The sequence below is a fragment of the Micromonospora inyonensis genome, from assembly GCF_900091415.1.
GTDB lineage: Bacteria > Actinomycetota > Actinomycetes > Mycobacteriales > Micromonosporaceae > Micromonospora > Micromonospora inyonensis.
In genome coordinates this window covers 2,259,016-2,284,979 of the sequence record NZ_FMHU01000001.1, presented here as the reverse complement: position 1 = coordinate 2,284,979, position 25,964 = coordinate 2,259,016, and the positions used below count along the sequence as shown (strand labels likewise).

Here is a 25,964-nt window from a genome sequence, read left to right as displayed (position 1 = left end):
AACGGGTACGACTTGACGTACAACGCCTGCATGGATTAGCGGGCCTCCCGCTGATCGGCTACCGTTACGCTGTAGGCCCAGCCAGACCGTCCGGTTGGTTACGTTGCGTAACGGGCGACCATCCAGCAACGTACGGTCCGGCGTCCGGATCTGCCGAGATTAGTACATCCTTCGCTTCTGCCCGAGTAGGTCAGAAGTCGGGTATCGATACGAACTTTCGGCGTCTGCACCAGTGTCGATACTCGCGGTTCCGTTAGGCGCCTGCCTTCTCGTCCAGCCACGTGATATAGTCAATGGTAAGCTTGGATAGAGTCACCAGACTCTGCTCTGTAATAATCACTCTACGGTCTTGAATTCGCACGCCTATCAAACTCAGCTGGCTACCTAAGCGTGAATTCTCCATCTCCTTGCTGGTAATGCGACCCAGGCCGTGAGCTACGATGTTCCGCACACGCTTAGCGGCATTTAGCTCGGCGTTCCTATCGAACTCATCCAACTTGATTCCATGTAGTCTGTTGAAGAACTCGCTGCGCCGAGGCCAGCTTGACGACGACGCAAGTTCAGCCGTTGCCATAAGCTTGGCGATCAGCTCGTCGTTGGTGGGTAAGCGTTCGCCGAGGAGTTCTGACATGAGGACGTCAGTATAGATCTCGGCGATGCTAACCAGGCGGAGGTAATGTGCTTGCTTCAGTGCATCGGCCAAATCTTCGCTACCGAAGACCGAGGTCGCGCGGACGATCCTGCCAACCGGAACACGGACCATGGCGGATTGTATGTCGGCAGCCGTAAGGCGTATGAGGCGAATCGCCGCCTCAGTTGAGTTGCGCGGAACGTGACGGCCCGTCATCCGAGTATCCAGGTGTTGAACTTCGACTCGCTCTTGGCCGCATCTATGATCTTGCGCGATCTGGCGTCAGCATTAGGGGCTAAGTCACCCAGAGCTGCAAGGTGCCACGCGGCAAGACAGGTCGGCGAATCGCGCATCGACATCTCAATCTCTTCAGCGCCTATGCGAGCACTGCTGGCCAAGGCTGCCACCGCCTGCGCTCGTACCGCGTACGAGCGATCGGAAGAAGCCAGCCCTCGAGCCCACGCCAAACGCCGCTCCGACTTGCCGGCTGACGTAGGCGAAAGGGCACCGAGTTGGTGGATTGCTTGAATGAACCAGAGTTTCTGCCATTCGTTGAGGGAAACCTCGTCGATGATTATATCGAGGACGCCGATCACTTCAGGACTGTTGTCCAACTCAATCAAGTACTTCGCGACCGCAGGGGTCAACGCGGCGACGTAGCTCACAACGCGCACCACGTCACTGAGTCCGTATATGTCTCCACGGTAGGCGAGGGCTGCGATTGCGCGTCGCAGTGACCGGACATCCTGGCTGCTTGGCCGGCGGAGATCGATGGGTGAATCGTCGGTGAGGCCAGCACCGCCAAGGATGTCATAGGCCTCGACCGGATCGGGTTGATCCACATCCTCTCCAAAATAGTCAGCTATAGAGTCGATCACGCCTATCTCTTGTGGAATTGGATCGCTGACGGCTAGTCCGGTTGTGTCCCGGAGGTACGTCTCGAATGTCGGCGTCGATGTCTTGTTCTCGCTTATCGTAAGTCCGACTTCCCGACTGACCGAAGAAATTTCGTCGATGGCCGCCAGCGCAGCAGGATAGTTGCAGGCCGCAATGCGGAAGTCGTCATTAAATCGCCATATGGCGAATCCGTTTCGGATCATGCGGCGCTCGATAATATCTGCATAGTACTCTGCAAGCTGGTGGGAGGCGGTAAGTTGCTGGGGAATTCCGAACCGTCTGCCCTGTGTCTCGGCGAGAAGGTTCGTGAGAGCACTGACTGCCTCGAACTCACCTGCTTGAAGCAGCAGTTCGTTGGCTAAAATCTCATGGTCGATGTACTGGTAGAAGGCGGCGATATCGGTCTTGACGATATACTCGACGTCACTCCGCCATTGCCTTGCCGCATTCCCTCCAGATTCCAAGATTGAATATTTGACCGGAGCAAGGATAAATTGTTCGTACTGTTCTCGCGAGCGGTCAACCGTTGCGCGGCCTGCGGTGATCAGCTCGACCAACGCTCGGTACACGATTCGGTCAAGCGGGTGCATGATTGCTACCGGCCGCACGCCATGTCCGGCCTTCCTAGCTCCGACAACGACATCTCGGGAGGTCGGATAGCCGGCACGCAGTTGCGCACTGACCCATGTCTGCACATCTTTCTGATGCCGTACTAGCCTCTCCCAGCCCGGCTCGGCCGGCATCAGCTCGCGGCTTTCGCCAGCTTCCATGTGTATGGCTTTTTGCAGCTGCAAACGGCTGATGAGATCCTGCGGCAGGGGTTGCATGAGGACGACTGTAGAACTTCGTTGTCGCTCGTAGCGAGCGCCAACGCGGACCTACCCATCAGCTCAGAGGACGTCTGATTCACGTATTTTGCGTGTGTTGTGTTTTTAGGGGTTCTCGCCAAGTTGGAGTGGTTTCGGCGGTCAGGCGTTTGGCGAGGTTGTCGATCATGGCGAGGGTGATCGTGCTGGCGGAGTTGTCGGGTCGGGCTTCGTAGTCGCGGACGAGTCGGCGGTGGTGCATGAGCCAGCCGAGGGTGCGTTCGACGACCCATCGGCGTTTGACCACGCTGAAGCCCTTGATCTGGGGGTCTTTGGTGACGACGTCGACGTCGACGTCGACGCCGAGGGCGGCGCCGTGTTCGACGACGCGGTTCTTGAATCCCGCGTCGACCCAGGTCTTGGCCAGGGTGGGGTAGGTGGCGGTGGCCTGGCCGAGCAGGTCCATGCCGATGGTGTTGTCGCTGGCGCTGGCGGCGGTGACGGCGAGGAGCAGGCCGAGGGTATCGGTGATGATGCCGCGTTTGCGGCCGACGATCCTCTTCCCGGCGTCGGTGCCCTGTGTGGACAGTGGCACGTTGGTGGAGGTCTCCACGTTCTGGCTGTCCATGATGGACGCGGTGGATTCGATGGTGCGGCCGTGGTGGTCACGGACGAGGCCGGTGAGCTGGTAGTTCAGTTCGGTGAAGATGCCTTCTCTGCTCCAGGCGGCGAAATAGCCGTAGACCGTCGGGTGGGGCGGGAAGTCGTGGGGCAGGTAGCGCCAGGCGATGCCGGTGCGGTTGACGTACAGGATGGCGTTGAAGATCTCGCGTAGGTCATGGGTGGGGGTGCGGCCGCTGACGCCGGCGTCGGTGCGGGCCTGGCGCCAGGCGGTCAGGCGGGGTGCGATCAGGGCCCACCGGGCGTCGGACAGCTCGGATGGATAGGCTCGCCGTGCGGTCATGGTGCAGGCATACGGCGTCCGGGTGCTGACTCGGCGGACGTCATGTCCGTCGATGTCGGGTGAAAGTGAATCAGACACGATCGCGGGGTGAAACGCTCCGATTCTGGTCAGGGTTGAGTCAGTCGGGATGCGTTCATTCCGGGTCAGGTCGGTCATCTTGCACTACCGAGGCCGAGACGTGAGTCGGCCGCTACCAGGGCCCTTGCAAGGTTGAGATATGACCGGATAGTCGGTTGCGGGGTAGTCACGCCGGTTTTTGCGGGTACATAGAAGAACGCGGCCTTCTGGTGATCATTCAGGTGTCTAGGCTGGATGATCGAGAAGGACCGCGTTCGTGGAAGCATCATCGTTGATCGACGGGTTGTCCGCACGTCTGTGCGGCGTGTCGCCGCTGTCGGAACAGGACACGCCGGGGTTGTTGCAGGCCCTGGCCCAGGTGCCGGACCCACGGGACCCGCGCGGCCGGATCCATCCGCTGCCGGGACTGCTCGCGATGGCGATCGCGGCGGTGGTCTCGGGATCCAGCCGGGTCGTGGAGATCGTCGAGTGGGCCGCCGACCTGCCGGACGTGGTGTGGGATCGTCTCGGCGCCACCCGCGACGCGTTCACCGGTGCCCGGCGGGTGCCTGACGACAGCACCGTGTCGCGGGTGCTGACCGGCATCGACGCCGACGCCCTCGATGCCGCGGTGTGCCGCTGGCTGCTGGGCCGGGCGGGTCTGGCCGGGGCGGGTCGGCGGGTGATCGCGGTCGACGGCAAGACGCTGCGCGGCAGTGGCCCGGCGGGCGCCCAGGTGCATCTGCTGGCCGCGTTGGACCAGGCCGAACAGATCGTCCTGGCGCAGATCGATGTCGATGGGAAGACGAACGAGATCAGCCGGTTCGTGCCGCTGCTCGACGGTCTGGACCTGGCCGGTGCGATCATCACGGCGGACGCGTTGCATACCCAGCGCGAGCATGCCCGCTGGCTGGTCGAGGAGAAGAAGGCCGGCTACGTGTTCGTCGTCAAGCGCAACCAGCCACGACTGTATCGGCAGGTCAAAGCCCTGCCCTGGGCGAAGATCCCGGCGCTGGACGAGACCCGCGATCGTGGGCACGGCCGCTACGACATCCGGGAGTTGCAGGCCGTCACCTGCCTCGGAGCATTGGCGCTGGACTTTCCGTACGCGGTTCAGGCGCTACGGATCCGGCGCCGCCGGTACAACATGGCCACCGACCGCTGGTCCACCATCACGGTCTACGCCATCACCAACCTCACCGCAGCTCAGGCCGACCCCGACGAGCTGACCGGCTGGCTACGCGGACACTGGGCCTTCGAAGTTCTTCACCACATTAGGGACACCACCTACCGCGAGGACGCCAGCCGACTACGGACCGGCAACGCACCCCGCGCCCTGGCCACCCTGCGCAACACCGCGATCAGCCTTCTCCGCCTGGACGGCGTCACCTCGATCGCGCCAGCCCTGCGCCGAAACGGCCGAGACCCGTACCGATCCCTACGAATCCTCGGACTCACCTAAAACGGTCATATCTCGACCTTGCGAAAGCCCTGCGGCCGCTACTGCCGCGAACGCGAAACAAACGTCCAGTCAGACCTGGCAGCCCAAACCGCTGCTTGCCGTCCGAACGCGTACACGCCGCGACCGTAGTCGTTCGCCAGTGGAACCCGTAGCTGCCAGAAATGGTGGCAGCGTGATCGGAAGTCACCACTGCCTGAGTGGCGATGGGAGCTCCGGTTTGCCGTCTCGGGGCTTCGTTTGTCATGTCGATCTTTGTACGTCATGGCGTACCTGCCTTTGCACTCGAACCTGTACGCCGGCACCCGTAGGCGTCACTCGCTCTGGCTGAGACGCCGAGCGTGGCTTGGCCGTCGTGGTGTCCGATCTCTCGGGACTCCTGGCCGGCGGGGGTAGTCCGCCGGTAGGTACCGGTAGACCGACCGCAGCGACTTGCCGATTTTCGCGGCGAGTAACTCTGGTTCCATGTTCGGTTCGCGGCGTAGCCAGTAGGCCACGGCCTCTGCGGTTCCCTTGGGCACCTCCGAGCTGCCGCCGTCCTCGTTCACTGCTTCGCTGGCGGCTCCCTGATCGTCGTTCGTCTCGTCCTGGACGTTGTTGCCAGCGACACCGGCGTCACCCTCACCTCGGCCTGTCCAACCTGTGTTGGCGGGTTCGTCCGTCGGCGGCACCGCTGGTGGCGGGACAGGACCGTAGCTCTGCGCGGCATACTCGTCGTTCGGAGTGGGCTCGTTGCGCTTCGGTTCTGGATTCGACTCCTGCCGTCCGGCACCTGGCGTGTCCGCTGCGGGCTGGCTGTGCGCACATGACGGAGGCGGGGTGGGATCGGTCGTCGACGACGCGGCGGGGCGGTCTTCTCGCCGCAGCCAGCGACGGCGGCGATCGACGCTGTGGGCAGTGAGGATCCGTTCTGGGGCGAGGTCCGTGGCTAGGAGCGTCGTGAGCGCGTGGTAGTCGGCGGTGGCCGCGAGGCGTGCCGCGATCTCGTTCAGGTCGTAGACCTGTACGGCGATGTCGGCGGTGGTGGTGTCCACGGCGGCGCGGATCTTGCGGTGTAGCACTGCGGCGATCGCGGCGTCGCGCCGTTCACGGGCGATCGTGGCGCGGGCTGTTTCCAGGGACTCGTACAGGTCGAGGCCTTCGGCCTTGGCGATGGCGCGTGCCCTCGATGTGATGACAGGGTGGCGCATCCAGTGCGCGAACAGCTCGTAGGCGGGTGGGGTGGGTGGCAGGTCTCCGGTCGCGCGTAGCCGGTCGCGACGTTGGTTGCCGGCGTGCATCAGCCAGACGAGGTAGCCGAGGGCGGACATGCCGGCGTAGAAGCCGCCGACGAGGTGGTCGGGGTGGACTACCCAGTTGAAGGTCACGGCTGCGGCGGCGATCGCGGCGGACAGGAGGCGGGAGGCGATCGCCCGCTCGCCGAGCCGGCGTCGCACGTCGGCGTTGGCCATCACCACGACGCCGCCCAGTTCGAGCGCGGCGACGGCCGGGATCGCGACGATCACCGGGATGCCGAGCGTCTGCACGGCGCCGGTGACCTGGCCGACGAGAGCGACCAGCAGCACCAGCACGTAGAAGGCCTGCCGGGTCCGGGCGGTGCGGTGGACGGCGTTGGCCAGGTCGGCGTCGAGCGCGTCGCGGGTCAGTGGGCCGGTGGTACCGCGGCTCGGCGGTGCCGCCTGGCGGCCGGGCTTTATCGGGATGCCGTTGCCGGTGGTGGGTGCCGTTGTCGGCTGGGCGGTGCTGTCACGGCCGACGTTTGCCGCGTGCACGGCGGCACCACTGCGCTGGGCGGTGTGGCTGCTGTGGGTCGCCTCGGGTGGCGCCGGAGGGTGGAGCGTCACGGACGTCCTCCGTGGTGGTCCGGCTGTTCGGCGGGGCGGCGCTGTCGCAGACCGGCGATGAGCCGGTCGGCGAGGGCGGTGGTGTCCTCGCTCGGCTCGGTGTCGATCTCGTCGAGGCGGCGGGTGAGGGTCCGGCGCAGGGCGCGGATCTCGTCGAGGTGTCCCAGCGCGGCGCGGGCGCGCATCGCCTGCTGGTAGAGCGGCTCGCCGTAGGGGTCGTGGCGGATCGCGGCTTCCAGCACCGTCAGGGCCTCTGTCGGGTCGGTGGTCGCGGTGGCGAGGGCGAGGTGGGCGTCTAGGGCCTGCCGGCGGATGCCCTCGCGGTGTGCCTCGATCCATTCGTAGTCGAAGCCTTCGGCGAGACCGCCGCCGTAGGCGTTGACGGCGGCGCGGAGCGCGGCGAGCCGGTCGGCGTCGCTGGTGGCCCGTTCCGCGTCGCGCAGCGCGTCGCGCATCCGCCACAGGTCGACGTCGAGCGCCTCACGGTTGAGCGCGTACCGGCGGGCCGGGTGGGTGAGGTAGCTGCCGGTGCCGCCGGTACGGGCGAGGGTCTTGCGCAGCGCGGACACGTAGGTGTGCAGGCGGTGCGGGGCCTTCGACCGTGGAGCGTCGGGCAGTAGATCGTCGAGGATCGCGTCCTGGCTGGCGTCGCCGTCGTGCACCGCGAGGTAGACGAGCAGTTCGAGAGACTTGGCCCGCAGTGGCACGGTGGTGTCCATGTCGACGATGCGCGCGTCCCCGAGTACCCGCACCGCAATGCGCCCGCCCGGCTGAGGCGACGGGTCCTCGCGGTCGCCGCTGCCCGGCTCCTCTCCGGGAGCGGCAGGGTGCGAGTGCGTGCTCGAGTGCGAGGCGGCATGAGCGGGAACCTCGGCGACGGATTGGTCCGGCACCGTCTCGGCGTCTGTGGGCACTGGCTCGGTGGGCTCGTCCTGTCCGAGCTGTGCGAGTTCGTCGACATCGTCTGTCTCGGCCAGCGCTGGCGGCGGATTCCATGCGCTGACTGGACCGGTGGACTCCGCCGCCAGCGCCTGATGTTCGTCGGGGTGCGCCTCGGCGAGCACGGTGATCACGTCGATCGTCTCCGCCGGGGTAAGGACGGCCAGCCGGCCACCGTGGGCGGCCTGCGTGCCGTGGCGGGGTTTCCCGTCGGTGGGGGTGGTGGTGCCGTCGGTGTCGACGACGACCGTGTCTCCGTCAGGCCAGGCAGCCAGGAGAACGCCGTGGATGTCGAGGCGTTCTCCCTGCGCCAGGATCGCGGCGATCCGGGTGCGTTCGTGGCTGGCGGCCTCGTCGGCGATGAACAGGATGCGTGGCAGCGGTTCGTCCCAGGGGCCGGACCGGCGTAGCGCGGCGACGGTGTCGATCTCGTGCTGGTCAACAAGCCGGCTGCGGTGCATGGTCTGCGTCTCGAGGACCTGTAGGGCTTCGTCGAGGCTGGTGGTGACGGTCAGCCTCGGTGTGCGCGGCAGGGTGACGGCGGTGCCGAGCAGGGCCGCCGCGGTCGTTGACCGCATGACCACGTGGGTGCGCGCGTCGGGGTGCTCCGTGCGGTCGGCTGCGAGGGCGGCGGTGAGGAGTCCGCGGGCGGCGGCGTGCGCGCCGGGCCCGGTCAGGCCCAACCCGGTGGACGGCCACACCGCCGACGGCCGGTGCGCGAGAGCGGGCGCCACCGGCACTGTTCCGGCGGTGTCCGAGGCTTCCTCGCCGTCGATGGCCATAACGGACGGGCTGCCGCCGGCACGGTCGACGACACCGATGTCGTCAGTGGCGTGAGCACCGTCCTGGTCGCCGACGTTCCCATCACGCGGGTCGCGGGCGTCATGAACTGTGGTGTCGGAAGGGACAGCGCGGCGCAGGCCATGGCGGATCTGCCTGACCACATGGGGCATGGGCGTCAGGTCCGAATCGTCCAAGCGGATCGCCGACGATGGCGTGGTGCGGGGGACGTAGCGGTGTTGCCGGTGCGCCCAGACCAGCGTCACCGCGGCGGCGATGGCCGCGGCGAGGCCGGCATCGACCCAGCTTCCGCCGGGTAGTGACACACCGCGTGCGGGCCACCTGCCCTGGGTGTCGCCGGCTGGGGCGGGGCTGGCGGTTTCGCAGGTAGCGGTCGGTGCTGTCGCGAGGCCGGGGGCTTCCTGGCCGATGTCGGAAGCGTGCGGCGTGGTGGGGGCTGCTGGCCCGGTGTTCGGCGCGGTGGTGGTGGGTGCGGGCGTCGGCGATTCGGGTGCTGGCTGCGCGACAGCGGGGGGCTCTGGCGGATCGGGGCGGGGCTGCTGTCTGTTGGGCGGCGTGGCCGTGTTGACGGGCAGGTCGAGGATCCAGCCGGGGTGGATGACGTCCGGGTCGGTGAGGGCTCCGCCAACGGGGAACCGGGTGCCGCGGTTGAGGGTAAAGATGTCGTCCCAGCGGTCGCGGTCGCCGAGGCGGTGCTGGGCGATCGTGGACAGGGACTCGCCCCGGCGGACGGTGTGGGTGGGGTTCCGATCGACGCCGGACCGGTCCACCGGCCGGGTGGTGGTGTCGACCGTCGTGCTCGCACCGTGTGGTGCGGGTTCGTGGAGCGTAGCGGTGGCGGGTGCCGACGCGGCTTGAGCGGCCAGACCGCTGGTCGTGATGGCAGAGGCGCCGAGGATCGCCGCGGTCAACCCTTGCAGGGGTCGGGGCAGGTGTATCGGCGGCAGCCAGCCCGCCAGCCGGGTGGTCCAGGTGTAAACGCGAACGGCGACGGCGGTGGCCAGTAACGCCCAGACCAGCCATGCGGCGGTCAGCACGAGCGCGGCCAGGAAGCCGGGAGTGAGGGGTTGGTGGATCCACTCCCGCAGCAGAGCCGTCGAGGGACGCGGGACAGTGTCGTTGCCGACACGTACCAGGATGACGGGCACCACGGTCACGACGACGGCCACTGCCATCGTCCGGATCAGGGCGGACCACCTACGTGCCACGGGGTGCCTCCTTCAGCAGGGTGCGAGAAGCCGACCCGGCCGGGCAGGTATGCCAGACCCGGCGGGCGACAAGGGGGTATGCGGTGCCGTCGACGGTATGACCACCGCGTGGCACCCGGACATAGTCGGCGGGCTCACAGCACCTCACACGGCCTTACACAGGCTTACAACCCCAGCTCAGGAGCCTCACCACAGCCGTCACGCCCGACGGGTTACGTCAACGAGACCGGTGCCCAGCAGCAGGCGGATGGCCGTCGCCCGTCGTTCAGAGGTCCTGATGCCCCGTCCCGCTGAGCAGATGGGTGGGCGTGAGTCCGGCCTGGGCGAGCCGCTGGGCGTACGCGTCGAGAAGCTCGCTCGCGGCGGCGTGATCGCCGAGGGCTGTAAGGATCTTCGCCGCCCGCCGGTGCAGGTCCTCGTTGTAGGGGTCGACGCGGATCGCGTCCTGCAGCAGCGCCAGCGCCTGACGGGGATCGGCTTGCCCATCAGCCAGGGCGACGTGGGCGTCGATCACGTGCCGACGGACGACCTCACGGTGGGCCTCGAGCCACGGCCAGGTGTAGCCGTCGGCGAGGGCGCCCCCGTACTCGTCGATGACCGCCTGCCACGCTCGCGTCCGGTCGGTCACTGCGGTCGTGGCCTGCCGCACCGCGTGGTGCAGCCGCCACAGATCCACGTCCAAGCCCGGGTTGAGCCGGTAGCGGTCGTTGACATGTTCGATGGGCGCCGCACCGCAGGCCTCGCGCATCGCCTTACGGAGGTCGCTCATGGTCGTGTACAGGCGGCCGGTGACCCGGTGGGCGGGCAGTCCTGGCCAGATCGCCTCGACGAGGTCCCGTCCGGTGGCACCGTGCGGGTGGACCGCGAGGAAGACCAGGGCCTGCAGGGCGGCGCTACGGCGGATCACCACCGGTGTGCCCTGGAAGGACACGGTGACGCCGCCCAGGACCCGTAGCCGTAGCACCGGCGCATCCGACCGACGCGGGGTGGTGCTTGTTTCGTCGTCCGTGTGGTGAGGAGTTCGGGGACGGGGCACCAGCGGTGGAGGGGAAGGCGTTCTGGCGGCGGTGTGGACGTCGGCGGGACTGATTACCGTCAGGAGGTCCCTGGCGGCGGCCATGTCGAGAACGCACAGGCGCCCTCTGCGGCGAGCTGGGTCGTGGTGGCTGTGGATGTGCCCGGCCGAGTCCACGCTCCAGTTATCGCTGGCCGGTAACTCTCCGACCACGATCAAGGCGACGTCGGTGCGGGCGACGATCTCCGCGAGACGGCTGCTGGCCTGTGGGCTGGTGGGGGCGTGGGTAAGTAGCAGCAACCTGTCCTGACCCGTCTGGTCCTCGCCACGGTGCACGGGCGACGGGGCGGGGCGCGATGTCACTGCGGTTATGGCGTCGTCGACTGTCGGTGCCACGTGGATTCCCGCCACGCTCGCCGTCCGAGGGTGTGGGTTGAGGAGCACGTCGACATCAGCGTGCGTGGTGACGAGACGGACCGACTGTCGCGGATCACGTAGCGCCTGCAGGGCGGCGGTGATCAGGATGCCTCGGGCGGCGTCGGACGCGCCCGGCCCGGTCAGGCTCACGCCGCCGGGAGGAAACACCACGACCGACGCGTCACCGTCCTGCCGGCCTGCCCCTGGAGTGCCCTGTCCGGTGCTGCCACGCGGTCCATCGGGCTCGGTGGCGACGGCCGTCTGGGCAGCGGCGACCACGGCGGGAAGCGGCACCAGGTCGGCGTCATGGCGTGCCGGGTCAGGGACATCCGGTCGGTAGCTGCGGCGTCGCCGCAGCCACAGCAGCGCCCCGGCAGCGGCGATCTGCTCGGCGGTCTCCTGGGGCAGCCAGCCACCCGGCACCACCACGCCCGCTGCCTCAGCGGGCTGGTCAGGCGCCTGCCGGCTCTGCGGCTCGCGGAGATCACCCCGGTCGTTGTCGACGGTTGGAGTGGTGGTCGCGGGCTGACCCAGCACCGGCGTGCCGGCCGTGCCGGTATGAGTGCCGAGAACGGCGACGCCCGCGAGCCCGGTAGCCGTGGCCTGCAGCGGAGTCGGCAATGGCATGCGCCGCATCCACCGCGCGGCCGTCCGCACCCGCGCCAGCAGACGCAGGGCGATCGTTCCGACCATCAGCAGCCAGAGCAACCACGCGACCACAGTGAGCGCACCGGTCACGGTCTGCGTGGTGATCGGATCCGCCACCCACTGCTCAACCTGCGCCAGGCTCGGCCACGCCGGCACAGGCCAGCCGGTGAGACGGACCAGCAGCAGCGGAGGCGCCACCAGAAGCAGCAGGAACGCCGCCACGGACACGACGCGTCTCGGCCAGCGCACCGCTTCATCGCCTCGCAACGGCTGCAGCGGGCAGCCCTGAGATCACCGGGCCGTCGTCCCGGGCATCGGGCGGGGCGACCCGCGCGATCCTGGTCCACAGCCGCTGCACCCACCACACCGCCACGGCGATCGCGTAGACGGCTCCGAGGATGCCCGAGGCCCGCCAGCTGACGATCGCCGCGCTGATCACCGCCACCGGGGCGGCCAGGACCAGCCGCAGCATCAGCGGCCCCACCACCGCCATCACCGTCGCGACACCCAGCAGAGCGCCCCCGACGCGGCCGGCCAGGTCGATCCACAGCACCATGTCCGGCCACCGGTCCGCGGTCAACGAGTACTGCACCAGCACCATGCCCGCCGCCGCCGTCACCACCGACCCGTTCGGAAACGCCAGGAACTCCGCCCAACCAGCCGCCGGGGTCCGCCACCCCCTCGCCGCGACCACCGCCGCCACCAGCGCACACACCAACACCGGCGCGACCGGCAGCAACGTCCACCGCAGGAACGGACCCACCTCCAGGCCGAGGTAAAGGCTCCCCACGATCGCGTACATGCCGGCGACCGCGACACCCAGCGACACCGCCGCAAGGATCCCCGTGCCGACCTGCCCACCGGTCGACCGGCTGCCACCGGCAGACGAGGTACGGGCAGCGGACAACGCGCCCAGAACGGTGCCGGCGTTCAGCGCCGCGACGACCGCAAGCACGGCGGCCAGGGCGAGCTCACCCCAGTTCAACAGCGCCCACCTGTACACGAGCGCGCCGTTCCACTCCGCCGTGAACAGAAACTGCGCCACCAAGCCCAGCGACACGAACCCCGGGATTACCATCGCCGCCGCCCGCCGCACCGACGGCACCGCCACCGCATCCGCGACCTCGGTGGGCGGTGCGGGCATGCCCACACCGGCGGCCCCTCGCACGGCCTCGGTCACCGGGTCGGTTACGACCACCGGTGGCACCTTCGCCGCCTCACCGATCACGGCGGCGGTCATCGGCAGCAGGGACATGCCGCCCACGCAGTAGACGCCCGAGATGTCGTCGGGCAGCAGATCCGCCGCCGCGATCACCTCCGCGGTCAGCCGCCCCGCCCGCTCCACCACCGGCAGCGCCACCCGCTCCAGCATCACCCCGTTCACCACCACACCGGCCCCTGACGGCAGAGGAACCGTCACCGCCGGATGCCACGACAACGACTCCTTCGCGGCACGCACGCTCGCCAGCACCGCCCACCGGCCGTCACCAGCCACACCCAACTGGGCGTCGCCGCTGCTTTCGGCCAACGCGTCGGCCAAGGCCCGGTCCACGGCATCGCCACCAGCGTCCGCGTCGGCGAGGGTGGCCAGGACCTCGAACCCGGTCGGGCCCCGCCGCAGCACCGTCACCTCCGCGCCAGCGCCGAGGTCACAGACCACGGCGAACGCGCCCACCACCACCTGCATGCCAGCCGCCAGCAGGTGCTCGACGACGGCGACCGGAGCCTCCACCAGAGTGGGCTGACCCAACCCCGCCCGATGCGCGGCGTGACGCATCCACGTCCGTCGCCGAGGCCCCCACCCCGCCGGCACCACCAACCGCACCTCGCCCACCGGCCCACCGACCAGCCGCGCCGCCTCATCAGCCACCCGACGCAACACCGCGGCCATCACGTCGACCGACTCCACCTGACCATCGCCCACGGTCACCTGGTCACCAGAAGCGACGGGCGACGCGATGAACCGGTCGGAAGACGTCGAAGCGGCCCGCCATGCCGCCTGCCCCGTCAGGAAAGAGCCGTCCTCGGCCACCGCCACCGCGCTCGGCAACACCGGCCCGCCATCGAACATCAGCGGCGTCCAACCGCCATCCGGGCACGCGACGACCGCCACCACCCCGGCCCGGCCGACATCGATCGTCAGACGTGCTTCCGCAGGTCGCATGCGAGGTAGTCAAACATGAATCTCTCACTCATGTCACTCCGTCCATGACCCTCGCAAGCGACAGAGCGTGCAGCAGTCGAGAGGGCAGAGGAGGGCTGCTCCCGAATGCCTTCAGATGGTGGGCCACCGAGGCTGGCGACCGAGACCGTCATGATGGCCCGCGTGACAACGCCGGGGAGCAGTATGAGGAGTTCTCCCGTCTGCCGGCCGATCTGTTAAGAGCAGTCGAGGACGAACATGTTCAGGGTCATGTGCGGACGGCGGTAGATCCACACCGCGTGGGTCATACCTCCGGCGGGGCGTCGATGACGACGTCGTTCGGCCTGCCACTGTCCATGGTCGTCCAGATCAACCGTTTACTGCCTCCACCAGTGCTCAACGGGGTGATGGCACGGAACCCGATCGTGACCAGCTCCGGATCGACCCGATCGCCGCGCACACCCGTCAACGTCTCCGGCTTGACCGAGGGGTACAGGGTGAGTACCGCTGTGCAAGGTTCCGCCAGCTTGTCGGCGGCCGGATCAGGATATGTGCCTTCGAGACCCGCGATCCGCGCTGCCGCATTGCGGTGGCGGCTTTCGCTGATGGCACTGAGAACTCCCGTTTCGCTCCGCTTCCTGTCGAAGATGCTGAACGGTCCGTGTCCAAGGATCATGCGGCCGGTGGCGGGGTCCACCTGCTGGGGAAGCAGCACGACCCACTGCCGCAGCTGGCTCGGGGCGAGCGAGTTCAGCCAGGTACGTTCCGGGACGAATATGTCATCGCGCAGCCACTGCAGACGGTTCAGTACCGCCATCATCTCGCTATGCGGCAATACCGTGTGATACGCCGCATACGTTGCCTTAGCCTTGGTTGCCTTGAATGTAACCGTGCCGGTCGCCGCAGCGGCGGCCAGGACAGGTTCCCAGAGTCTGATGTTCTGCAGGGCCCGCTTACCTCTGTCCGGGTGCGCGACCGGCTCCATGGGTTCACCTGGCGCGCTGCGCGAGACGAGGCGGGCGTTCCACATCTTGTTCCGGCCGGTCGGCCGCAGGTCAGGACGGTGCTGTTCGACCAGCGGAGGAACCCGACTCGGCGTCAGGCGCGATTCGGGAGCGGTCTCGGATGAGTATTTGCGGAGGTCATCACGCAGGGACTGTTCGTCCTGGCATGCGGCACCGAACATCGCGTGCAGGTCCGGGGTCGTGTACAGGCGGACCAGGTCGCGGTAGCCGGATCGGAAGCCGAACCAGCGGCCCATCTGCATCAGGGTGTCGACCTGTTTGGTTGCGCGGCGGTAGTAGGTGACGGTGAGGCCTTCGACGGTGAAGCCGCGCGCGAGCTTGTTGCCGCCGACGAGGATCCGCCACACTCTGTGCTGGTCGAAGTCGAGATCCTCCTGGTGCTTCTCCAGGTCCGGGTCGCTGTTGACGATGATGACCGGAGTGCCGTGACGGTCGGTCGGCTGGATCAGGCCGATCGCGCCGGCGATGTCGTCATGCAGTTCGTCAAAGCTGCCCGGCATGGCTGCCTCGGGTGCCTGTGCGGTAGTGACGGGGAGAATGTCGGTCTCGTACAGCTCCCTGAGTCGCAGAAGGCCTGTCGAGCTGTGGTAGCCGGCAGTTGCCCAGAGATTCTCGATGAGACGCGCGGTTTCGCGGTGGGATTCGCGGCCCATCGCTTCGTGTACGAGCATGGTGTGGTGCCGGTAGCTACCGGCACCGGTCCGTTCGCGGTGCACCTTGAGCCCGCCGGTGAGTACGTACATGTCCAGGGCGGCGAGCAGCTCGTGGTCCGTGGGCTCGTCGCTGAGGTAGCGCACGTGGGCGCGTTCCTTCGATGTCTGCAACGGTCGCTGTTCGACTGGGCGGTCGTCGTCGAAGTCGTGGAAGTCGTCGGCGCCCATGTAGCCGAGCGGTCGGGGCAGCGAGACGATGAAGTCCTTGGGGAAGATGTCCTCGACGTCGGACGGATCGATGAAGACGTTGGCGTACGGGGTGGCGGTGTAGCCAACGTACTGGGCGCGCGGCAGCATCGTCAGAAGCTGGGCGATGAGCCGGTTGATCGCGGTGCGTTTTTTGCTGTCCTCCTTCCACTTGGCGGGGCTGGTGGTGTTGACGGACGCCTGGTCGGACTCGTCGTCGATGATGAGCACGGGGATCTCGCCGAGCCGCGCGCTGACCTTTTTCAGGTCGGTGACGAGGTTGGTGAGGACGGACGCGTTCTTCTTCGCCACCACCAGACGGGCGTCGCTGGTGTAGAGGTTCGCGGGGTGGAAGAACTCCTTGGTGGCGTCGTGCCGTTTGAACCGCAGCGCCGAGATGCCCTGCTTGAGGCGCTGGTAGTCGCCCGCGTAGTTGCTGAGCCGTTCGATGTCGGGATGTCCGGAGTCGGACGGCCTGCCACCGTGGTTGATGAACTTGTGGCGTTTCCAGTCCTCGTCGTTGCGGTACTCGTGTGCGGTGGGATCATGGTCCGGCTCGATGTTCTCGCGTCCGCACAGTTCCATGTCGAGTCGCCGCTGGGTCTGGGCCCTGAGCATGTTGGTGGTGCCGGTCAGGACGATGACCATCCGGTAGCCGGCGTCGATGGCCTTTGCGATCACGCCGGTGAAGTTGGCGGTCTTTCCGCTCTGCACGTATCCGACGACGAGACCCTTGGCCTGGTAGGCGACGTTGCGGGTCGGGTCGGAGACCCGCCGGACGACCTCCTCCGTGGCCTCGTCGATGCCGGCTACGGCGGCCGGGTCCCAGCCGTTGGTCAGCAGGTTGGCGCTGTAGTGGGCCCAGTAGAAGTCACGTTCGGTGCGCCGCTGCGGGGTGCGCCATTCCTCGAAGTGGTCGGCGATGACGATGGGCGCGTCGATCGCGGCCCAGGGGATGATCTCGGAGAGGAGCGCCTCGGTGGCCCGGTCCAGGCCGAGCGCGCGGCAGATGGCGGCCCGCCGTTCGGCGGTGTGGCGCGCTGTACCGGCGACCCACGGTCCATCGTCTGCGTGGTCCCAGGACGACAGCTGGTAGGCGAGGCGTTGGCGCAGAGCGTCGTCCGGGCCGGCGCTCTGCAGGTGCGCGAGGAGTGCGGTGCCGTCGGCCAGCGACGCGTCCCTGGCGAAGAGCGCCGCGAACTGGTGCAGCGGTCCAGGGCCGGCAGTCTTCATGCCGTCGAGGGCAGAGCTGTAGCCGGTGGTGACGGTGTCGCTCATCGCAGCTCCTGTTGTCCGGCGGTCAGGGCGGTGCGCAGCAGGTCCGGCGGGTTGTCCTCGGGCCGGCCGGTGAGGTCGGTGCGGTAGCGGACGTCGGTGACCCGGGCGAGATCGGTCTGCGCTTGCAGCATGGCGGGCGTGATGCGGGGGAAACCGGCGTCGACGGTGAAGCTCGCCGGCGGTGTCCTGAGCCGCCAGCGGGTGCCGCAGGAGATGGTGTGGCGTTCCGCCCAGCCTGCCGCGTACAGCAGTTCGTCGAACCGCATTCGGTCGGCTCCAGGGCTCAGCAGGGCCCGGGTCCGGCCGATGAGGTCCGGCAGGGTGGTGCCGTCGTGACCCGCGACGGTGATCTGGACGGAGACCAGCCACAGCGGCCGCGTGCCGGTCGGCACGAGCTGGGTGAGTGATTCGATGGTGTGCCGACGGTGTTCGTAGGTGGTGGTCTTGACCTCCACGTCGTAGCCGGGAAAGCCGAAGTCGTGCTCCTCCGACAGGGCCCCACGCCACGCCTGCAGGGCCACCGCCGGTCCTGCGGTCAGGGCCACGCCGGTGAACAGGCACAGCTCGCCGAGCAGGCCGATCTCGGTGGAACGCCGCAGGGTGGCTTCGGGCTGCAGGAGATGCCCCAGCTGGCGAAGAGTGTCGCGGACCGCTGAGGTCATCGGCTGATGGCCCAGCTGGATCCGGTCGGCGACAGCCCGCAGCAGAGGATAGGCGTCGAGGAATACACGGGGATCCGTGATGACCAACTCGATCATCCGTCGCCCATCGTGGTGGACGATGCGGACAGTGACGTGTTCCAGCCCGGTGGGTGCCGGCTGCTCCCCTGGGCGTGCCGGCCCGCGCAGCCCGACTCGGGCACCAGGAACAGTGAACAGCACCAGCCGGGGCTCGCCGGGCACCGGGTGGTCCATCGGCGCCGTATGACGCAGATGCCCGGCGAACGTCTCGCTACTGATATGGCGCAGGCTGGACGTGCTCACCGGCGCTCCTCGTAGGCGGCGCGTTCGGCGCGGGCGGCGGTGGTGAGCAGGCCCTGCCAGAGTTCGATGTTGTCCTTGTCCCTGGGGCCGAGGTGGGCTCCCTGGAACGTGTTCTCGGCGAGCAGGTACAGCAGCGTCTTGAGTACCGGCAGGTCGTTGAGGCCGCCGCGTCGGCCGCCGAGCAGCGCGGCACGGTAGTTCCTGTTCAGCCAGAGGGTGTTCGTCTCACGGTCGACCTCGATGAACTGGTTGTCCGGGAGCGCCTTCCAGAGGATGTTGACGGGCTCATCGGTGAGCTGCGGCAGCTCGTCGCGGATCTCGCGGGTGACCTTCGGGTGCAGGCCGCGGCCGGGCGGGACCACCGGCCGGCGTCGGGCGGTGGTGCGCTGGTTCGTGGTCGTCCAGGTGGCTTCGGCGGCCTGCAGGTAGGTGGTGATGTCGGTGCCGTCGTCGGCGCGGGCGCGGGCGACGGTTCCGGCGAAACGTGGGCCGGCTGTGACCCGGGTCTTCTCCGGGTTCATGGTGAACAGGCCGGGGGTGTCGCCGTCGATGTCGATCTCCACGCGGGCGAGCTGGAGTCTGCGGTCCGCGGCGTGGACGCCTTCCCATCCGCCAGCGTGCAGGAGCCGGTCGTGGCGGTACACGTAGAGGCCCTGGCGCTGCTCCGCACCGCCGGGGAGCCGGTACTGCGGCAGGTTCGACCGGCCGGGCCAGATGTGGCAGCGCAGTACGACGGGGTTGCCGTCGAGGTCGGCCCGTAGCTCCTTGGGCCAGCCGGGTGGCGTCCCGGGGTAGGCGAAGGGGTCCAGAGCGTTGACGGTGCTGGCGATGCCGGCGCCGAGTCCGGTGTCCTCGACGTCGATGCTGATGCGGATGTTCCTACGCGTGATGATGCGGTGGAATGTGAGGCCGAGGTGTCCCTGCAGGTGGGAGATGGTCCGGGTAAGGAACTCCTCGACCTGGGCCGGGTCGTCGGTTGAAGGGAATCCGACGACGTCGTCCCAGCGCACGACGGTCCCGCTGGGGGTGGTGGGCACCGGCCAGTTGCGGTCAAGTTCCGCGGCGGCGAAGTCGCTGGTGACGATGTCGCACCGATAGTCACGGCGGTTTCCGTTCAGCAACCACCGGCGTCCGACGGGTGGGTGGCCCGCGGCGCGGGACATGACGGTGAGGCTGGCGGCCTGACTGAAGGACGCGGCCTTAAGGCCGACACCGAACCGGCCGAGGTCGGTGCCGGAGTAGTCCCGGCGTCCACCGACCGTCATCGCGGCGTCGATGGTGTCGGGTCTGATGCCGGTGCCGTTGTCGACGACGTAGAGACCGACGAGCCTGGTGCGGTGCCGGATGAAGCGGATCCGGATGCGGTCGGCGTCAGCGTCGATGGAGTTGTCGACGAGGTCGGCGAGAGCGGTCTCGAGGGAATGGTTACGGCCGAGGGCGTCGAGGGCACGCGGGTCCGGTGGGAGTTCGGTTGTTCCCTCGACGGGTACGTCGCGGGTCCACACGGACATGGTGGCGCCACCTCTCGGTTGTGGTCGTGGGTCAGAACCCGGCGACGGGCCGGAAACCACGTCGGCGTGCACGGCGCATGAGCGGTACTGCGGCGAGGACGTCCCTGCCGGCGGGTGTCCACCGCTCGCGGAGCGCCTCGGCGACGTTGGCGGCGGTGCGTTGGTCGGCTCCGTCGAGTGTGCCGGTGGAGCGCCCCCAGTCGACCAGGTCCGACCAGTCCTGTGCGGTGGTCCCCTGGATGAGCTGCAGGTCCTCGGCGTAGGTGTCGACGTCGACCAGTTCCGCCTCGAGCGCCGGTGAGGGTTGCCAGTCCAGGTCACGGACCGCGTCCCAGCACTCCGGACGCTTCGCCCACTCCCCGACGTGGACGCGTCCGTCCGGCGGGGACGTGATCACCTTCTGGGTGAGCATCGAGACCTCGACGATGGCCTCCCTCAGCGCCGGCGACAGGTCCTGGTCGCGCCAGATCCTGTCGAGGTCGATGCGGCCGCGGGTGGCGTGAACGAGGAACGCGATGGTGTACGCCACGATATTGATCTTGTAGCCGCCGAAGTCCTGGTCGCGGACGATCCGGTCGGTACGGCGGAACAGGATCGCCTTGGCGACGAGCCTGCGGCAGTAGGACTTGTCCACAGTGACCGGCTCGTCCTTGAGGCGCCCCTGGAAGAGCACGAAGTTCTTCTCGCCGCCGCGGCTGACCAGGTGGGGGTAGCGTGCCCACGACTGCTCGAACCTCGCCAGGTCGGCCTTGTCGAACTTCTGGTCGGGCGGGTTCGACGCGCGGAAGGTGGCCCGTCGTGCGGGTGTCGTCTCCCTGGCGATGGCGTCGGCGTACTGGCCGCGGGCCCGTTCGTAGTACCAGTGGGTGTCCACGCGGTGCACCGGCCCAGGCGGCGCGAGGAGCGTCCGCATGATCCGCTCCACGTCGATGTGGAAGCCGCTGTTGGCGCGGAGATCGGATGCGGTGACCTTGTTCTGGGTGTTCGAGTACTGGGAGATGCGGGGAACGATCTCGTCCAGCCGGTCCGGGGACACGACGGTGAGCTTCATCTGTACGTGCACGTTGTCGACCGGGACGCCGTTGCGGCGCGCATGGTGGATCGATGCGGTGGTCTGGCCGCCGTTGACGATCTGCAGGCCGTGGATCCGCCGGATGACGGTCTGCCCGTTGGTCCCCCGGTCCAGGTCCACCCGGGCAGCCGTGGCCGCGATGCCGTTGTTGTAGGCGAGGAACCGGTCCGGTGTGGTCCGCAGCGTCTCCTGTATGCCCTTGTTGACCGCGCCCTTCGTCTGCAGGAAGGACCGCACGTTGAGCTCGAGTAGCCGACCGCCGTGCTCGGCGTACAGCGCGGCCAGGTCCGCGCCGGGCACGATGGCCAGGAACACTGAGTAGTCCCCCGCCGTCAGCGGTGCGGTCAGACACGGCAGGCCGTCTGGGAACTCGGCGATGATCGGTTCCGCCTGGGTCCCGGACACCGACCACGCGGCCAGGCGACGCAGGTCCCACAGTTCCCGGACGACCTTGCGGCCTTCGACCTCCGTCGTCATGCCGGGATCCCGCACGACACTGCGGGCATTGGTGACGATGATGAAGCGGATCCGGTCGACCTGGTGGAACTTCTCCGCGACCGCCCGTTCCATACCGAGCACCTCGGATGAGAGGTTCCTGCGACGTGGGGTGCCCGGCACCGCCCTCAGCAGGAAGTTCTGCAGCCGCCGGGTCACCGCGTCCAACTCGGGACGGTTGATCTTGTGTGCATCGTCCGCCCGAGGGCTGTATACCGTCGCGAACAGATCCAGGCACCGGTCATCGGAGGAGAGCCCGTAACCGCTGATCTCCACCCCATGGTCGCGGTACATGACGACAGTCGCGTCCTCGGTGTAGCCGTCCAGGCTGAACTGGTCCAGCATCATCCGTGCGAACGCCTCCGCCAGGTCACAGCCGTCGGCGTCCGCCTGCGCCCGGACGTCCTCGATGAGGGTGTGCGCGAATGCACTCACGTCCACGTCAGGCATGATTCGACTCCAGCAGGGCGCACGCGACCGCCGTTACGGATAGGACCGCCAGAGGTGAAGATTCAGACATCGTGCAGTCTTCCGGGACGAGGGGCGGTTGCCGGGCGGGGCATGGGGGTGGTCGGCATGGGTGACAGTGCTCTTCAGCATATTCGTCCGACGGTTGAATCCGGGAAACTCCGGATCCCGGTGTCACGGCGACTTTCAACGTACCGGATCGCCCCTTACTACATGGGCCGGTGGTCGCCGCGCCGGTACCGGCACCTGTCCGGCCCTGGTCCGGGCCGCGCCGGCGGTGAATCCGCCGGTTGTGCATCCGTGCCCCGACCCGGACCTTCGGCCCGTTCGGCTGACATCGATGTGTACGCAGATGCCACCGCCCACCGGGCGGTCGGCCGGTCACGACCGGCGCGCTGCCACCGGATCCGTCCGGACGGCCGGAAGGCACCTCACCCGCGACGGGGGGCGCTTTGACATCCACCGGTCGCCGACCGGCACCCCTCAACGCGCTGGTGTCAGCGCAGATGAGCCGGATGCCACGCGCCTCCACACGCCCGGAACTCCTCATCCGTCGTGAACTGCACCGTCGGGGGATGCGGTACCGGGTCAACCACAAACTGCTGCCCGGACGGCCCGACATCGCCTTCACCAGAGCGAAGCTCGCCGTTTTCATCGACGGATGCTTCTGGCACATGTGTCCCTTGCACGGCACGCTCCCCAAGAACAACTCCGCTTGGTGGGCCGCGAAACTGCAACGCAACGTTCAGCGTGACCGCGAGAAGGACGACCAGCTTTCCGCACTCGGCTGGACGGTCGCGCACTTCTGGGAACACGAGGACCCCGTCGACGTCGCGGACCGCGTCGAAGCACTCTGGCAGCGGAAACGGGGGGCACCGGAACGCGGTACAAGATCACCACGTCATGTGTGACATCCTGGTCCTGAAGCTGCCGTCGTACACCGGGGAGGAAACCGATGCCGGCCGGATCATGGTTCCAGGTGCCGCCCTCGGCGGCGAGACTGACCGGTTCCCTGCGCGACATCGGCTACGAGTTTTCCACCGCCGTGGCCGACATCGTCGACAACAGCATCGCCGCAGGAGCGACCCACGTCGACGTCAGCATCGAGTTCGACGGCGCCGACTCACGGGTCTTCATCATCGACGACGGCTCGGGCATGACACCCAACGCGCTCCTCGAGGCCCTCCGTCTCGGGTCACGACGCGGCTACGCCGACGGTGACCTCGGCCGGTACGGGCTCGGACTGAAGACCGCGTCGCTGTCGCAGTGCCGGTCAGTCACCGTGATCACCCGGAGCACACCGAAGATCTTCCGTACCTCCGCCCGCAGCCTCGACCTCGACATCGTCGAGGAATGGGACGAGTGGGTCATCGTCGACCCCGGTGCCGATCCCGACGTCATCCGTGCCCGGAAGTGGCTCGCCGAGGGCACCGGCACGGTGGTGCTCTGGCGCAGCCTCGACAGGGTTCTCCCAGAGCGCCGACCCGAAGGCGGCTGGGCCAAACGGCGCATCGAGACGCTCGCCACCCGCACCGCCGAACACCTCGGGATGGTGTTCCACCGCTTCATCGAAGGCACCGGCGGGGGCCGGCAGGTCGTGATCTCCGTCAACGGGCAGAAGGTCCGCGCCTGGAACCCGTTCGCACCGGATGAGGTGGCCCGGCAGGAACTGCCGCCCCAACGCTTCGAGGTCACACTCGGCGACGCCGGGGGCCACGTGACCCTGCGCCGCTACATCCTGCCCTCACGCGACGGCTTCAGCTCCCCCAGCGAGTTCGAACGGCACTCCGGACCGCTCAACTGGAACCGCCAGCAGGGCCTGTACATCTACCGCGCCGACCGCCTCGTCCAGTGGGGCGGTTGGGGCGGCATCCGCGGCATCGATGAACATACGAAGCTCGCCCGGGCCTCCGTCGACTTCGGCACCGGCCTCGACTCCGCGTTCAACATCAACGTCGCCAAGATGCGGGTCGCGATCCCCGCCCAGCTCCGCCAGATGCTCGAAGCACCGATCAACGAACTGTGCATCTACGCCAACGACGCCTACCGCAAAACCCCCCGCACCACCGCGACGCCACGGCCGGTCCCTGCCGGTCTCGGTGCCCCGCCCGAGGTCCGCGCCGCCACGCATGCCGCCGCCACCGCCGGACTCGCCCTGCGGGCCGCAGCTATGCAGGCCGGGGAATGGGCCGCCTGGCAACGCATCACCGCCGTGCTGAGGGAACAGTCGCCGGACGTGCTGAAGACCCTCGGTCTGGACACCTGAGGCCGTCCCGCAGGGAAGGCCGGACGACTGCCGGTCAGAAGAGCCGGAGGCTTCCGGCCTGGCTGCTGCGGCACACCTTCTGCAACGGACACGCGTCACACGTCGGCTCGACAGGCCGACACAGTGTGTTGGCCAGCTCGATGAGACCCAGGTGCGCCCTGCGGGCGTCGCTGTCGTCACCGATCATGCGGGCCACCGCCAGCCGGCCGTCCGTGAGCCGGTTCCTCCGGTCGACCGGCTCACCGAGGTAACGGGCAGCCACCCGCAGCACACCCTTCGTGGACAGAACCGGCTCCTCCGAATCGTCCTCGCCCGCACTGGGCACGACCAGGATCGCCAGATCCGCCAACGCCTCGTGTACCCCGGGGATGCTGCGTACCCCGGCGTCGTCATCGAGGACCGCCGGATTGTCGGCCAGCCGCCCTGCCAGCTCGACGATCCGACCCGCGCGGACCTCCTTGCCCGTCCACCGCCCGATCTCGCTCAGCTCCGCCTCTGCGAGCACCGTTGCCTGCGGGGAGGTCCACCTCGCGATCAGCGGCCAGAGCGGACGTATGACGTCCACGGAGGCGCGGTCCAGCAGCATCTCCGCCTGGATCACCTGCCATCTCGTGGTCGCCCGTAGCCAGGGGAGGCCACGGACCTCAGCGCTGTCGAACCATCCGGCGAGCAACGCCGCGACCTCCCGTGTGGAGGTCTCCGCCGGCCGCGCGGCGGCGACGCTCCGGCGCACCGCGCCCGCCAGGTGCTCGGCGAACAGCGGTGGCACCGCGTTGCCGATCTGACGGAACGCCGCCGACGGTGGTCCGGCGAACCTGAACCAGTCGGGGAAGGTCTGCAACCGGGCCGCCTCCCGCACGGTCAGCGTCCGACCCTGCCGCGGATGGATGTACCAGTAGCCGTCCTTCGCGATGTGCGCGGTGATCGTCCGGGAGAGGCCGTCCTCGTCGAGGCGCTTGTACTTGTCGTCGAAGATGTCGTCGCGGTACCGCCTCATCTCCTCGGGAAGGTCCGAGTAACGGGTGGTAGCGTCCATCAACTCGAACGCACGGGCGTCGTCCTCGCGCACAGGTCGGGTGATGTGATCGAACACCTTGCGCTTGTCAGCGTCCGTCACCTCCGCCCGCATGTTGCGCTGATACTCCGTCACCGGCTCCGCGTAATCGGTCCATCCCTCGGCGCCGCCCTCAGGGCGCCAGCCACCCTCCACCGGCGGAAGATCACCGATCGCGTTCCACACGGTCACCCGCTCGAGTGCATGCGGCGGCCACTCGAACAAAGCGCCGTCGGCCAGGGCGACCACGATCAGGCGCTGCCGGAACTGGGGGACCCCGTACCGCCACGTGTCGACCACCTGGGCCTGGACTGCGTAGCCCATCGACTCCAGCTCGTGGACCATCGTCCGGAAGATGAACATCTCCTTGTCCAGCGCCATGTCCGGAACGTTCTCCATCAGCACGGCCGGCGGCCGGGCGAGCCGGATCACCTCGATGAACGACCGCCACAGGTCCCGACGCTCGTCGTACGGGTCGCGCTCTGCATAGCGGACTCGGTGACGGATCATCGACCGGCCGGCCTTCGAGAACGGCTGGCATGGGGGACCGCCAGCGAGCAGTTCGATCTGGCAGTCGCGCACAAGATCAGCAACTGTGCGGATCACAGCAGGGTCACCGAGGTCCCAGTCGACGCTGAGGCCGCCGTGGTGATGCCGGTGCGTCTCGACCGCCTCCGCGTCGTGATCAACACTCAGCACGACCTCGTAGCCGGCCTTCTGCAGACCAAGACTCAAACCACCCGCACCGCTGAACAGGTCGGCGGCCAACGGTCTCCCGCTGCGGCGGACACGAGCTGCATAGGCGGGTAGATCAGCAGCCCCTTCGCAGCTGTCCGGATGTGGGGCCAACCGCACGAACGGGCCTCTGACCAGCTTCACGCCATACCCCTCACGCTTCCTGGGCTTACGGGTACGGGCAGGATCAGCGGCGGTCACGGTGGTGCACGCTACCGCCGGCGGGGCGCGCAAAGCCAGCGACGACGCGGAGCCTGTGTAGGGTCACGATCACGTTACCCACTGGCCCCGCCGGCTTGCCGGTACGAGCGACGGTGCCCGCGACAACCCGCCGCCACGACCAGATCAC

The 25,964-nt window shown here is 68.0% G+C and carries 15 protein-coding genes; 3 read left to right on the top strand and 12 right to left on the bottom strand.

The features are described 5' to 3' along the window. Positions 1–253: 253 nt before the first annotated feature. The 3 genes from GA0074694_RS10280 to GA0074694_RS10270 form a co-directional block, all read right to left on the bottom strand. Positions 254–847 (bottom strand): hypothetical protein, encoded by a 594-nt coding sequence (locus tag GA0074694_RS10280; protein ID WP_141714033.1) that lies wholly within the window; start codon positions 845–847, stop codon positions 254–256. Continuing rightward, on the bottom strand, positions 844–2,355 hold the full coding sequence (locus GA0074694_RS10275; RefSeq protein WP_091456105.1) for an RNA-directed DNA polymerase: 1,512 nt from the start codon (positions 2,353–2,355) through the stop codon (positions 844–846). The genes GA0074694_RS10280 and GA0074694_RS10275 overlap by 4 nt, the downstream gene beginning before the upstream one ends. A 79-nt stretch (positions 2,356–2,434) precedes the next feature. Continuing rightward, the gene (locus tag GA0074694_RS10270) at positions 2,435–3,298 is read right to left on the bottom strand and encodes an IS5 family transposase (RefSeq protein WP_091456102.1); all 864 of its coding nucleotides are present in this window, start codon (positions 3,296–3,298) and stop codon (positions 2,435–2,437) included. A gap of 334 nt (positions 3,299–3,632) precedes the next feature. On the opposite strand from GA0074694_RS10270, the gene GA0074694_RS10265 reads away from it, so the two are divergent. Continuing rightward, positions 3,633–4,817, top strand: a complete 1,185-nt coding sequence (locus GA0074694_RS10265; RefSeq protein ID WP_245714628.1) for an ISAs1 family transposase — start codon at positions 3,633–3,635, stop codon at positions 4,815–4,817. A 311-nt stretch (positions 4,818–5,128) separates the two neighbouring features. Here the strand turns inward: GA0074694_RS10265 and GA0074694_RS10260 are convergent, their stop codons facing one another. The 8 genes from GA0074694_RS10260 to GA0074694_RS10225 all read right to left on the bottom strand — a co-directional run bounded on the left by GA0074694_RS10260 (position 5,129) and on the right by GA0074694_RS10225 (position 21,542). Next, the gene (locus GA0074694_RS10260; RefSeq protein WP_091456098.1) at positions 5,129–6,658 is read right to left on the bottom strand and encodes a hypothetical protein; all 1,530 of its coding nucleotides are present in this window, start codon (positions 6,656–6,658) and stop codon (positions 5,129–5,131) included. After that, the gene (locus tag GA0074694_RS10255; RefSeq protein WP_245714627.1) at positions 6,655–9,606 is read right to left on the bottom strand and encodes a BTAD domain-containing putative transcriptional regulator; all 2,952 of its coding nucleotides are present in this window, start codon (positions 9,604–9,606) and stop codon (positions 6,655–6,657) included. Before GA0074694_RS10255 ends, GA0074694_RS10260 begins: the two co-directional genes overlap by 4 nt. A gap of 265 nt (positions 9,607–9,871) precedes the next feature. Further along, positions 9,872–11,914: an AfsR/SARP family transcriptional regulator gene (locus GA0074694_RS10250; protein WP_091456095.1), complete on the bottom strand. Its 2,043-nt coding sequence runs from the start codon at positions 11,912–11,914 to the stop codon at positions 9,872–9,874. Between the two features lie 25 nt (positions 11,915–11,939). Further along, positions 11,940–13,616: an Hsp70 family protein gene (locus tag GA0074694_RS10245; protein WP_245714626.1), complete on the bottom strand. Its 1,677-nt coding sequence runs from the start codon at positions 13,614–13,616 to the stop codon at positions 11,940–11,942. 517 nt (positions 13,617–14,133) lie between these two features. Beyond that, the gene (locus tag GA0074694_RS10240; RefSeq protein ID WP_091456088.1) at positions 14,134–17,031 is read right to left on the bottom strand and encodes a Z1 domain-containing protein; all 2,898 of its coding nucleotides are present in this window, start codon (positions 17,029–17,031) and stop codon (positions 14,134–14,136) included. Beyond that, complete coding sequence (locus GA0074694_RS10235) at positions 17,028–18,014, bottom strand: PD-(D/E)XK motif protein (protein WP_141714031.1); 987 nt, start codon at positions 18,012–18,014, stop codon at positions 17,028–17,030. The genes GA0074694_RS10240 and GA0074694_RS10235 overlap by 4 nt, the downstream gene beginning before the upstream one ends. Next, complete coding sequence (locus tag GA0074694_RS10230; protein ID WP_091456081.1) at positions 18,011–19,525, bottom strand: ATP-binding protein; 1,515 nt, start codon at positions 19,523–19,525, stop codon at positions 18,011–18,013. Before GA0074694_RS10230 ends, GA0074694_RS10235 begins: the two co-directional genes overlap by 4 nt. Positions 19,526–19,556: 31 nt before the next feature. Continuing rightward, positions 19,557–21,542 (bottom strand): AIPR family protein, encoded by a 1,986-nt coding sequence (locus GA0074694_RS10225; RefSeq protein WP_091456078.1) that lies wholly within the window; start codon positions 21,540–21,542, stop codon positions 19,557–19,559. A gap of 524 nt (positions 21,543–22,066) precedes the next feature. Between GA0074694_RS10225 and GA0074694_RS10220 the strand changes: the two genes are divergently transcribed. Together GA0074694_RS10220 and GA0074694_RS10215 are read left to right on the top strand one after the other, a co-directional pair. Beyond that, the gene (locus GA0074694_RS10220) at positions 22,067–22,471 is read left to right on the top strand and encodes a very short patch repair endonuclease (protein WP_091456075.1); all 405 of its coding nucleotides are present in this window, start codon (positions 22,067–22,069) and stop codon (positions 22,469–22,471) included. A gap of 44 nt (positions 22,472–22,515) precedes the next feature. Further along, complete coding sequence (locus tag GA0074694_RS10215) at positions 22,516–23,826, top strand: ATP-binding protein (protein WP_091456072.1); 1,311 nt, start codon at positions 22,516–22,518, stop codon at positions 23,824–23,826. A gap of 34 nt (positions 23,827–23,860) precedes the next feature. Here the strand turns inward: GA0074694_RS10215 and dcm are convergent, their stop codons facing one another. Beyond that, positions 23,861–25,759: a DNA cytosine methyltransferase gene (gene dcm / locus GA0074694_RS10210; RefSeq protein ID WP_281189854.1), complete on the bottom strand. Its 1,899-nt coding sequence runs from the start codon at positions 25,757–25,759 to the stop codon at positions 23,861–23,863. Positions 25,760–25,964: the final 205 nt, after the last annotated feature.